The sequence below is a fragment of the Pseudomonas sp. BN505 genome, assembly GCF_029873175.1.
Taxonomy (GTDB): domain Bacteria; phylum Pseudomonadota; class Gammaproteobacteria; order Pseudomonadales; family Pseudomonadaceae; genus Aquipseudomonas; species Aquipseudomonas putida.
On record NZ_SSOI01000039.1, the window covers coordinates 16897 to 28787 of the forward strand.

The following is an 11891-nucleotide window of genomic DNA, read 5'->3' on the forward strand; positions in this document are numbered from 1 at the left end:
ATTGGTGCCGCGCAAACCCCACAACATCGTCCGCACGGACTAAAACGCCCCGGCCTTGCAAGCAGGACCGGGGCGTTCGGGTAAGCCGGGCGAAGGTCAGGCGCTATTGCGCGCCGGGGTGGCCAGCTTCAACACTGGTTTTTCCGGCTTATCGTTTGGCAGTGCTGCCAGTTTGGGCTTTCCCAAGGCAACCACACTGTTGAGAATGATGCGCACCAACTCCGTCTGGCGGCGCACACCCGTCTTTGAAAAGATCGAGCGCAAATGCGCCCGTGCGGTGTTGCGGCGCACATTCAATACTTCGGCGGCCTCTTCAAGCGACAGGCCGTTAGCCAGCTCCATGGCCAGTGCGGTTTCGGCCCGGGTCAGGTTGAACAGCTGCTTGGTTACCGTTTCGCTAGCCATGGAGCGGCCAACCGCGTCGCGGATGTATACCACCACCGCAGGTTTGCTCTTGCCCTCGGCCCAGTCCTGGGTGGGAATGGCCTCGATCACTACCCCCAGGTTGACCTGGCCCGATGGCCTGGCCACCGACATCGCTTCGGCCGCAGTGCTGACCTTTTCGCTGTTGACGTCACGCGCGAAGGCATTACGTACCAGGCGTTGCAGTTCGCGGTTGTCGCTGGGATAGGTGGCTTCAAGACGTCCACCCACCAGTTTCAGGCCGTCCGCCTGTTCCAGCAGTTCGCTGGCCACCGGGTTGAGGCGCAGCACGCTGCCATTCTGGTCAAGCACGATGGTGGCCACTGACAAGCGGCTGATGGCCTGGGCATACAGCTCGCTGATCGACTCGCTGCGGTCGAGCAGGTTGTGCACGTGCATCGCACGGCGCAAATGCGGCAGGATCATTTCGCACAGGGTGCGCTCGGAGGCGGTGAATTTCGGCGCGGCTTTAGGCCGGGTAATGCGAAAGCGCAGCTTGCCGCCGTCGGGGGTGGAAACGTCGGCACCCATGATGTGGTAGGTGTCGTGCACGGTACCGTAGGTCTTGTAGTAGACCGAATTGGCCCACTCGGCTTCGGTCATCAGGTCTTCGACGGTGAACACCTGGTCCATCGGCGGGTTGCTGAAGGGGGTGACAGCTTGTGGGTAGGCCCAGTAACTCACCTCCCCTTCGCCTTCGATGTCACCGACGACAATCATCAGGCCCAGGTCCGGTTGCTCTGGCACTCTCAAGATCAATGTGACGTAATTGGCCTGGTACAGGCTGCGTACGTGGCGCAGGGTCTTGGCCATCAACTTGTGGTTCAGCGAGCCGTCATAAAACTCGCCGATGAGCGTGTCATATTCCGCCAGCTCCATACCCATTTCTGCCAGCGCTTCAAACCCCACGGTGGAATTTCCCATCGCCCGTCTCCTCGCGGGGCACAGCCCAGGCCGTGCCCGCTTTTATTGTTATGATTCAAACACGTGTGCGCGCGCTGCACGGTTCGCTTTGACCGCAACCAGGGGTTTGCCGAGGTTGAACCAGGCGGCCAAGGCCGGCAGCAGGAAAATTGCCCCAAGTACATTGACCAGAAACATGAACGATAGCAAGACCCCCATATCGGCCTGGAACTTCAGCGGTGCAAAGGCCCAGGTGCACACCCCGATCGACATCGTCAAAGCAGTGAAAACGGCCGCTGTTCCGCGTTGGCACATGGCCTGGTAGAACGCCTGGCGCAGGTTGGCGCCCTCGGCCATTTCGTGCTGGATCCGCTCATACAGGTAAATGCCGTAGTCAACCCCGACGCCTACCCCAAGCGCCATCACCGGCAGGGTCGCCACCTTCAACCCGATCCCAAGCATGGCCATCAGTGCATTGCACAGTACCGCCACGATGGCCAGCGGCACCAGGATGCACAACACCGCGCGCAACGATTTGAAGGTCAACCAGCAGAACAACAGCACCGAGCCAAACAACGCCACCAGCATCAGCACTTCGGCGCGCTTGACCGCATCATTGGACGCCGCCATTACCCCCACATTGCCACCGCCGAGAAAGAACCTGATTTCCGGCACCTGGACCTGGGCAATGATCCGCTTGGCCTCCTGGACCACATGCGAGACCGTGGCGCCATCGTGGTCGGTGAGAAACACCAGAATCTGCATCTGCTGGCAGCCATCGGTCACCAGGCCGTCCTCGGGCATGTAGGCACGGGCACCTTGACTCAAGCCCCGGGCCGAACCGGGAATGGCCGCCCAACGTGGGTTGCCTTCGTTGTTGCCGGCAATCACCGTCTTGCCAAAACCGGCCACCGACTGCACCGACTGCACGCCGGTGACGCTGCGCATCTGGAAGTCGAAGGCTTCCACCGCACGCATCACCGACGGTGACAGGCATGCCTCTTCCAGGCCCTGGGCCTGGACGAACACCGCCAGCACATCCAGGCCGATGGAATAGCTGCTGACAATTTTGCTGTTGTCCTGGTTGTAGCGCGACTCGGCGCGCAGTTCCGGTGCGCCAGCACCGATGTCACCGACTTCCAGCTGCCGGGCCTTGAGCACCGCCACGCTCAGCAACATCACGCTGAGCACCAGCACCGCCAGGGCCGGGCGCGGTTCGGCCAGCGCCGACAAGCGCCACCACAGCGGGTGCCTGCCCTGCTGCTGGACGCGCTCCTTGCTCAGCACACTACGCTCCAGGCGCAGGTAGGAAATAATGATCGGCAACATCAGCTTGTTGGTGATGATCATCAGCATCACGCCGATGCAGGCCGTTACCCCCAGTTCATGCACGATAGGAATGTCGATCAGCATGATCACGCCAAAGCCCAAGGCATTCATCAGCAACGCCAGGGAGCCAGGAATGAAGATCTTGCAAAAGGCCAGGTGCGCCGCCTGCAGCGAATCCTTGCCGGCCAGCACTTCCTGTTTCCAGGCATTGGTCATCTGCACGGCGTGCGAAACGCCAATGGAAAAAATCAGGAACGGCACCAGGATCGACATCGGGTCGATACCCAGGCCCATCAGCGGCAACAAGCCCAGCAGCCACACCACCGGCAGCAACGCCACCAACAGCGCCACTACGGTCAGGCGCAACGAGCGTGAGTACAGCCAAAGCAACAGGCCGGTGATCAGGAAGGCGACGACAAAAAAGCCGATCACGGTCAGCAGCCCTTCGACAACATCACCCACCAGCTTGGCGAAACCGACAATGTTGATCTCGATCTGATCGCTGCTGTACCTGCCGCGAATGTCCTCCAGACGCTTGGCGACTTCAACATAACTGACCGATTTGCCTGTTTGTGGGTCAACGTCCTGCAAGTCGGCCCGGACCATGGCCGACTTCAGGTCATTGGCCACCAGCCGCCCGACCTGCCCCGAGCGCGTGGCATTGCTGCGTACCTGGGCCAGGTCTTCGACGCTGGCGGTAAAGCGTGGCGGTACGACCACATCACCAAAAAAGCCTTCTTCGGTGATCTCGATGTAACGCACGTTGGCGGTGAACAGCGAGGTTACGCTGGCGCGGCTGACCCCGTTGATGAAGAACACATCGTCAGTCACCTTGCGCAGCGTGTCGAGGAACTCGGGGTTGTAGATGTCACCCTCGCCCTTCCATCTGACGCTCACCAGAAAGCGGTTGGCGCCGGTGAAGTACTGGCTGAATTCGAGGAAGTTGAGCATGTACTCATGCCGCACCGGGATCTGCTTGTTGAAGCCAGGGTCGAGCTGGGTATGCGTGGCGCTGTAGCCCAAGCCCAGGGTCAGCAGCAGGAACACCGTCAACAGCAGTTTGCGTCGTGCCAACAGCAGGTCGGCGCAACGCTCGACCAGGCGCCCGGCTCGGGCTTTAGCGTACTTCATGCACTTGCTCTCCTTTGCCCAGAGCGGCAACGCTGTTACCGTTCCCCTGGAAAACGCCCCGTTCACCGGCTACCAGCAACTGATCGGTGCCCACCACGATGGCTGCGGTCAAGGTGCCCAACCCCGGTTGGCGGGTGGTGCCGATCAAGCGGCCTTCTGCGTCCAGGCGCACCATTGAGCTGCCGCCGCCGACAATCAGTACGCCGCTGTGGTCTGGTAGCACAACATGGCCATAAAGCGGCTGGGTATTGCCAACCTTGATCGCCTGCCACTGCTCACCGAAGTTGTCGGTGACAAACACATGGCCGCGCATGCCATAGGTCACCCAACGCTGGGCGCTCAGGCGAACCACGCCAAACAGTGAGCCGTTGTAGAACGCCGGCAACTGTTGCCAATGCTGCCCGTTATCGGCGCTGCGCATGACCAGGCCCTGTTCGCCGACCAGCATGCGCCGGCCATCGCTGCCGCCATCCAGCGCATTGAGATGAGCACGGTCGACCTCCAGCGCCACCGCGCGCCAGCTGCGCCCGGCATCGTCGGACTGGTAGAACTTGCCGTAGCTGCCGAACACGACAACCTGCTTGCCACCGGCCGCCCAGGCACCGAGCAGCGGCTCACCAGCTGTGGGATCAAAATGCACCTCTTGCCAGCTGCTGCCAGCGTCATTGGAGCGCAGAATCAGGCTGTCCTGGCCAACGGCTACCAACTGCTCGGGATTCAACGCGGTCAAAGCCGTGAGGGAAATCTGACGTTGCGGCTCGACTGTGGCTTGCTGCCAGCTGCGGCCGCGGTCGTCGCTGATCAGGATGGTGCCGCGCTCACCCACCGCCACCTGACGAGTGCCCAGATTGAGCAGGCCGTTTATCTGCATGCGCTCGGTATTCAGCGTGGTCTGGGCGATGTTCAGCGCGCCGCGTGGGGTAAATGCCAGCGCAACGATTGCGGCAACCGTAATGCACACGAAATAGGCAATAAGCTTGGCGCATGGGCGACTGCGTGTAGCGACATCCAGGCGCTCGACAATAGACATACGGTCCACCCTCTTGTTTTTGTAGTCGTGAATCACCGCGCCACCAGGGCGCGGTGTCTGAGGTGTGTAGATAGTCCGTCTGCTCGACCTGCGGGACATCGTCCAAATGGCCTACCCCGGTGCCGATAGACATAACCGCGGGTCAGTCCAGCTCGAACAGGCCCGCCGCGCCCATGCCACCCCCAATGCACATGGCCACGACCACATAGCGCACGCCGCGGCGGCGCCCTTCCAGCAGGCCATGACCGACCATGCGCGCACCCGACATGCCGAACGGGTGACCAATCGAAATAGCCCCGCCGTTGACGTTCAGGCGCTCCGCAGGGATGCCCAGGGCGTCGCGGCAATGCAGGACCTGGCAGGCAAAGGCTTCGTTGATTTCCCATAACCCGATGTCGGCCACGCTCAAACCGAAGCGTTTGAGCAGTTTGGGCACCGCCAGCACCGGGCCGATGCCCATCTCTTCCGGCGCGCAGCCGGCCACGGCGATGCCGCGATACGTCCCCAGCGGCTTCAGGCCACGCCGGGCGGCTTCGGCGCGGCTCATCAGCAGGCTGGCCGAGGCGCCGTCGGAGAACTGCGAGGCGTTGCCAGCGGTAATGAACTCGCCCTGCTCGACCCATTGGCCGTTCTTCCACACGGGTTTCAACGCCGCCAGGTCTTCGAGGCGGGTCGAAGGACGGTTGCACTCGTCGCGCTCGGCTACCACCTGTTCATGGCCATCGGGCTGGCCTTCCTTGTCAAAGCGCAGCTTGCGCACTTGCAGCGGTACGATTTCTTCGTCGAACAGGCCATCGCGCTGGGCAGCCGCCGTGCGCTGCTGACTTTGCAGTGAGTAGTCGTCCTGGGCCGCGCGGCTGATGTCATAGCGCCGGGCAACGATCTCGGCGGTTTCGATCATCGGGATATAGGCGCTTGGCATGCACGCCAGCACCGCCTCCGACTGGTTGCGGTAGGTGTTCTTGTGCTTGTTCTGGGTCAGCGACAGCGACTCGACCCCCCCGCCAATGACAATGCTCATTTCACCGGCCAGAATGTTCTTCGCCGCCATGCCGATACTGATCAGGCCGGAAGCGCACATACGGTCCAGGGCCATGCCCGGCACGCTGTCGGGCAAACCGCCGGTGTAGGCACACAGCCTGCCAATGTTGTAGCCCTGGGTGCCCTGCTGTACCGCCGCGCCCATGATCACGTCATCCACCGCGCCAGGCTCGATACCGGCACGCTCGACCACCGCGCGCACCACATGGCCGCCAAGCACCGGGGCTTCGGTGTCGTTGAAAGAGCCGCGAAAGGATTTGCTCAGCGCGGTACGGGCAGTCGCTACGATTACAACGTCTTGCTTGTCCATGAACAGGCTCACTCGGTGATGGGGTTGAAGGTGTAACGGCTGATGGTGTCGACCACGCAGCCAGGGCGTTCGGCGCCCTCGATCTCGACGCTGATGCGCACCACCAGCTGTACCGCGCTGCCGATCAGCTCGGCGCTGACAACCTGGCCTCTGCCGCGTACCCGCGCGCCGACTTTCACCACGGCGGGGAATCGAACGCGGTCGGTGCCGTAGTTCACCCCCATGGCCATGTTGTCGATGCTCATCAGCTGCGGCATGAACAGGTTGGCCAGCGCCAGGGTCAGGTAGCCATGGGCGATGCACGCCCCGAACGGGCCATTGGCGGCGCGCTCGGGGTCGACATGTATCCACTGCTGATCGCCAGTGGCTTCGGCAAACAGATTGACCCGCGCCTGGGTCAGTTGCAGCCAGTCGGTGACGCCCAGGTCCAGGCCCTGGGCCTTGAGCATTTGCTCGGCGCTACTGAATCGGGTGCTCATGGGGTGCCCTCAAGCTTGTTGTGAACTGACCGACAGCACTTCGCCGACCATGTAGGAGGCGTAATCGCTGGCCAGGAAGATCATGACGTTGGCGACTTCCCACACTTCAGCGGCGCGGCCGAAGGCTTCACGGTCGGCCAGTTTGGCCAGCAGTTCTTCGCTGCTGGCCTTCTTGAGAAAATCGTGCAAGGCAATCGACGGCGACACGGCGTTGATGCGCACCCCGCTTTCGGCGGCTTCCAGCGCGCTGCAGCGGGTCAGCGCCATGACCCCGGCCTTGGCGGCGGCGTAGTGCGCCTGCTCTTTCTGCGCACGCCAGCCGAGTACCGAAGCGTTGTTGATGATCGCCCCGCTCCCTCGGCGCTCCATGTGCGGCAGCATCGCGCGGGTCATGCGGAATGTGCCGGTGAGGGTCACATCAATTACCCGCAGCCATTCCTCGTCGCTCATCTCGGTGACCCGCCTGGAACCACCAAGGCCTGCGTTGTTGATCAGCACATCGACGCCGCCAAGGGCCTGTTCGGCGGCGGCGACCAGGGCTTGCACCTCTGTCTCGACGGTGACGTTGCACAGCTGGCCGTACACGGCCTGCAAGCCGGTGTCGGCCTTGAGCTGTTCCACCGCCTGCTCCAGGCGCCGGGCATGAACATCGGAAATCATCAGGGCGCGGCAGCCTTCTTCGGCGCAGCGCCTGGCTGCGGCATAGCCGATGCCAGCGCCGGCGGCGGCAGTGATGAGCACGGATTTGCCAGCCAGCAACTGGTGGCCTGGCACATAAGGAGGGGCTTGTTTCACGCGGTATACCTCTGACAGAAAACAGGTTGTCGACAGGTATAAAGGCCGCAGGGGGCAGGCACATCGTCAAAACGGACGGGGTCGGTTGTGGCAGGGGAACAATAGGCAGGCGCCGGTAATGCCGACGCCTGTGCTTCAAGCTGCGCTCACGTGCCCCAGACCTTTTGCGCCTTGGGTGCTTCGCTGAGGATCGCATCGACCGCCGCCCCGACTTCAGCGACCTGCCAGCGTGCCCCCTTGTCGCGGGTGACGCCGGTACGCCAGCCGTCACCCAGGGAAATCCGGCCACCTTGGCTCTCGAACAGCTGGCCGCTGACATGCCCGGAAGCCTCACTGCCCAGCCACACCACCAAAGGCGCGACGTTCTCTGCCGCCCAAGCGTCGAAGCTGCCGTCATCGGGCCGCTTGACCATGTCCGGCATTGCGCTTTCGGTCATCGCCGTACGCGCCGCCGGGGCCAGGGCGTTGGCGGTGACGCCATAGCGGGCCAGTTCCGCCGCCTGCACCAGGGTCAGGGAAGCGATACCGCCTTTGGCCGCCGCATAGTTGGACTGCCCGATCGAGCCCTGCAAGCCGGCGCCGGAACTGGTATTGATAATGCGCGCCGCCACCGGCGTACCGGCCTTGGCCTGATCGCGCCAGCGCCGGCCGAGGATGTTGGCCAGGCAGTAATGCCCCTTCAGGTGCACGCGCATCACCATGTCCCAGTCCTCTTCCGACAGGCTGATGAACATGCGGTCACGCAAGACCCCGGCGTTGTTGACCAAAACATGCACTTCGTCGAACGCCGCCAATGCAGCATCGACGATGCCTTGAGCGCTGCTCAGGGTGGTGATGTCGCCATCGTTGGCGATTGCTCGGCCACCCAGGGAGCAAATCTCGTCGACCACTGCCTCGGCGGCCTCGCGACGAATGTCATTGACCACCACATTGGCGCCTTCGGCGGCAAATGCCAACGCATACGCGCGGCCCAGCCCGCCACCGGCACCGGTGATGATCGCGGTACGACCTGCACAGATTCCCATAGGATGTTTTCCTGTTGTTGAGTGTGGGTGGCTTCAAAGCCGTTCGATGATGCTGACGTTGGCCTGGCCGCCGCCTTCACACATGGTCTGCAGGCCATAACGCCCGCCGGTGCGTTCAAGCGAATGCAGCAAGGTGGTCATCAAGCGCGCACCGGTAGCGCCCAGCGGGTGGCCAAGGGCGATGGCGCCGCCATTGACGTTGGTGCGAGCCGGGTCGTAATCGAGCTCCTTGGCCCAGGCCATGACCACCGAGGCAAACGCTTCGTTGATTTCCACAAGGTCGATATCAGCCATGCGCAGGCCAGCCTTGTTGAGCGCCGCACGGGTGGCTGCAATCGGTGCCGTGAGGTGCCAGATCGGGTCGTCGCCGAGCACCGACAGGTGATGAATGCGTGCCCTGGGGGTCAGGTTGTAGCGCTTGAGCGCCGCCTCCGAGACCACCAGTAACGCCGCCGAGGCATCGCAGGTCTGGCTCGATACAGCGGCCGTGATCGACGGGAACTCAGCGCTCACAGGCTCCAGGCTGGCCATTTTCTCCAGGCTGCTGACCCGCGGCGTTTCATCAAAGGCCAGGCCTTCGCAGGCAACGATCTCGCGGGCGAAATAGCCGGCGTCTGCGGCCGCCAAGGCACGACGATGGCTTTCCAGGGCAAACACTTCCATGTCTTCGCGGCTAATCTGCCAGTGATCGGCGATGCGCTGGGCGGCGTAAAACTGATTGACCGGCTGCTGCCCAAAGCGCGCCTGCCAGCCTTTGCTGCCGGAAAACGGGTCACTGAAGCCCAGCGGTTGGCCAGCGAGCATCGCCGACGAGATCGGGATCTGGGTCATGGTCTGCACACCACCGACAGCCACCACCTCCTGCATGCCACTCATCACCGCTTGTGCGGCAAAATGCAGCGCCTGTTGCGACGAACCGCACTGCCGGTCAACCGTGGTGCCCGGTACGTTCAGCGGCAAGCCGGCAGCCAGCCAGCTGGTGCGGGCGATGTCACCCGCCTGCGAGCCGATGGCGTCGACACATCCGAAAATCACGTCGTCATACGCGTGGGCAGGAATGGCATTGCGTTCGACCAGCGCTTTCAACACATGCGCGCCCAGGTCAATGGCATGCACATGGGCCAGGCTGCCTTTGCGTTTGCCCGTGGGGCTGCGCAGAGCATCGACGATATACGCTTGGGGCATGGCTCAGTCCTCGAAGGTAGCGCCCGGCCCAAGCCGGGCTTCATCGCTGAGCACATAGGCGGCGACGCGGGTTTTATGGGTGGCACGGTCGCCCCAGGACGGGTCCAGCGACCACACGCGCTTCATGAACATCTGCAGGTCGACTTCCCAGGTGTAACCCATCGCACCGTGCACCTGAATGCCATGGCGCGCCGCCAGCCAGCTGGCGTCGCAACAGGCCAGCCTGGCCTGCGATACATAGACATCGGCGCGGCGATCCCCCTGCGCCAGGGCATAGGCCGCGCGATACAGCACAGGTTTGGCGAATTCGATCTTGCTGGCGATATCGGCCAGGTGATGCTTGACCGCCTGAAAGCTGCCGATCGGCTTGCCAAATTGCTTGCGCTGGGCCACGTAGTCCACCGACAGGTCGAGGATTCGCTGGGCCAGCCCGAGCAGTTGCCCGGCAACCGACAAGGCGCCGCGGTTCAAGGTATCGGCCCACAAGGCCCGCCCCTGTTCGCCGCCGATCAGCAAGGTGTCGCGTGTTGGCTGCCAGCTCACCAGGCCCAGGCGCCTGGAGGCATCGATACTGGCGTTGGCCTGCACATCGACCTGCGCGCGCGGCACCGCATGCACCTCATCGCCGTGGGCAAGGATCAGCCACTCTGCCAGCGGTGCATCAGGCACCAACGGGTTGATCGGGTGGCCGATAGCCAGGCGCACGCTGCCATCGGCGATGCGCGGCAGCAGGCGGGCTTTGACCGGGTTGTCGTCTGGCAGGCCGTTGAGCAGCCCGGTGACCACATAAGCCGTGTCGGCCAGCGAGTCCGGGATGGCGTAGTAGCCCAGCTCCTGGGTCATCAGTGCCCAGGCCACATCGTCCATGCCCAGGCCGCCGAACTGTTCGGGCACCGACAATGCCGTCAGGCCCTGTTCGGCTATCTTGTTGCGCAAGTCAGCGGAGCGGCCTGTATCGGTTTCCCAGATCTCGCGCAGCATTTCGGGCGCCGCCTCGGTCATCAGGAAACGGCTGATGGCTTCGCGAAACGTGAGCTGATCATCGGTAAAGGTAAAGTCCATGGCCGGCTCCTATTTCGGCAGGCCGAGCATGCGCTCGGCGATGATGTTGCGCTGGATTTCGTTGGTGCCGGCGTAGATCGGCCCGGCCTGAGCGAACAGGAAGCCATCAAGCCAGCCGCCTTCGACCGCTTGCGCAGCGCTGCTCAACAACTCGCCGTGCGCACCCAGGATGCGCATGGCGGTTTCGTGCATCTTCAAGTCAAGCTCCGACCAGATGATCTTGTTGATGCTCGACTCGGCGCCGATCTGCGCGCCACGGCTCAAACGCCCGACGGTGTGATAAGACGACAGCGCGTAGCCTTCAGCGCCCAGCCAGGCCTCGACAACCGCTTCGCGGATGCTCGGGTCGCGGTCGGCGCTCTGGCGGTTGGCGTTGTACAGCTGTATCAGCTTGCGCGCCGTGGCCTGGAATCGTGCCGGCGAACGCAGCAGCAAACCTCGCTCAAAACCCGCAGTGGCCATCGCCACATGCCAGCCCTGGCCTTCGGCACCAATGCAGTTTTCAACCGGCACGCGCACATCGTCGAAAAACACTTCGGCGAAGGTGTTCTTGCCGTTCAGCGCCTTGATCGGCCGGATGGTCACGCCTGGGGCATCGAGCGGCACCATCACGAACGACAAGCCGTTGTGCCGGGTCGAGGCCGGGTCGCTGCGGAACAGGCCAAACAGCCAGTCGGCAAACAGTGCGCGGCTGGACCAGGTTTTCTGCCCGTTGAGCACATAGTGATCGCCATCGCGAATGGCCTTGCTGGTGATCGCGGCCATGTCGGAGCCGGCATTGGGCTCGGACCAGCCCTGGGCCCACATGTCGACACTGGACGCCATGCGCGGCAGGAAGCGCTGCTTCTGCGCCTCGGTACCGAACTCCATCAACGTTGGGCCGAGCAGCAGCTGACCGTTCTGGTTGATACGCATCGGTGCGTCTGCGCCGTAGTACTCTTCCTCGAAAATCAGCCACTCGATCAGGTCGCAACCGCGCCCGCCGTAAGCCTTGGGCCACATGACCATCGACAGGCGTTGCTCGAACAGCTTCGCCTCCCAGGCCCGGTGCTGCTCGAACCCTTCCCGGGTGTCATAGTTGGCCAGGGGCGTAGTCGGCTGATTGGCCGCCAGCCATTCGCGCACTTCCTCACGGAAGGCCTTCTGCTTGGGGGTATAAGCTAGTTCCATGGCACTCT

10 protein-coding genes are annotated in these 11891 nt (G+C 63.0%); all 10 read right to left on the bottom strand.

The window, feature by feature from the left end:
- Positions 1–96 precede the first annotated feature (96 nt).
- The 10 genes from E8E78_RS11705 to E8E78_RS11750 all read right to left on the bottom strand — a co-directional run bounded on the left by E8E78_RS11705 (position 97) and on the right by E8E78_RS11750 (position 11883).
- Positions 97–1347: a helix-turn-helix transcriptional regulator gene (locus tag E8E78_RS11705; protein WP_059394831.1), complete on the bottom strand. Its 1251-nt coding sequence runs from the start codon at positions 1345–1347 to the stop codon at positions 97–99.
- 48 nt (positions 1348–1395) lie between these two features.
- Positions 1396–3786: an MMPL family transporter gene (locus E8E78_RS11710; RefSeq protein ID WP_059394830.1), complete on the bottom strand. Its 2391-nt coding sequence runs from the start codon at positions 3784–3786 to the stop codon at positions 1396–1398.
- Positions 3773–4816, bottom strand: a complete 1044-nt coding sequence (locus E8E78_RS11715; RefSeq protein ID WP_059394829.1) for a YCF48-related protein — start codon at positions 4814–4816, stop codon at positions 3773–3775. The genes E8E78_RS11710 and E8E78_RS11715 overlap by 14 nt, the downstream gene beginning before the upstream one ends.
- Before the next feature lie 142 nt (positions 4817–4958).
- A complete protein-coding gene (locus tag E8E78_RS11720; protein WP_059394828.1) occupies positions 4959–6167 on the bottom strand; it encodes an acetyl-CoA C-acyltransferase in 1209 nt (402 codons plus the stop codon).
- Between the two features lie 8 nt (positions 6168–6175).
- The gene (locus tag E8E78_RS11725) at positions 6176–6646 is read right to left on the bottom strand and encodes a MaoC family dehydratase (protein ID WP_028612889.1); all 471 of its coding nucleotides are present in this window, start codon (positions 6644–6646) and stop codon (positions 6176–6178) included.
- A 9-nt stretch (positions 6647–6655) separates the two neighbouring features.
- Complete coding sequence (locus tag E8E78_RS11730) at positions 6656–7441, bottom strand: SDR family oxidoreductase (RefSeq protein WP_059394827.1); 786 nt, start codon at positions 7439–7441, stop codon at positions 6656–6658.
- A gap of 146 nt (positions 7442–7587) precedes the next feature.
- Positions 7588–8466, bottom strand: a complete 879-nt coding sequence (locus tag E8E78_RS11735; protein WP_059394826.1) for an SDR family oxidoreductase — start codon at positions 8464–8466, stop codon at positions 7588–7590.
- A gap of 33 nt (positions 8467–8499) precedes the next feature.
- Positions 8500–9651: an acetyl-CoA C-acetyltransferase gene (locus E8E78_RS11740; protein ID WP_061203234.1), complete on the bottom strand. Its 1152-nt coding sequence runs from the start codon at positions 9649–9651 to the stop codon at positions 8500–8502.
- 3 nt (positions 9652–9654) lie between these two features.
- Positions 9655–10713, bottom strand: coding sequence for an acyl-CoA dehydrogenase family protein (locus tag E8E78_RS11745; RefSeq protein WP_016499758.1), 1059 nt, complete (start codon positions 10711–10713; stop codon positions 9655–9657).
- Positions 10714–10722: 9 nt separating this feature from the next.
- Complete coding sequence (locus E8E78_RS11750; protein ID WP_016486852.1) at positions 10723–11883, bottom strand: acyl-CoA dehydrogenase family protein; 1161 nt, start codon at positions 11881–11883, stop codon at positions 10723–10725.
- Between the last annotated feature and the right edge of the window lie 8 nt (positions 11884–11891).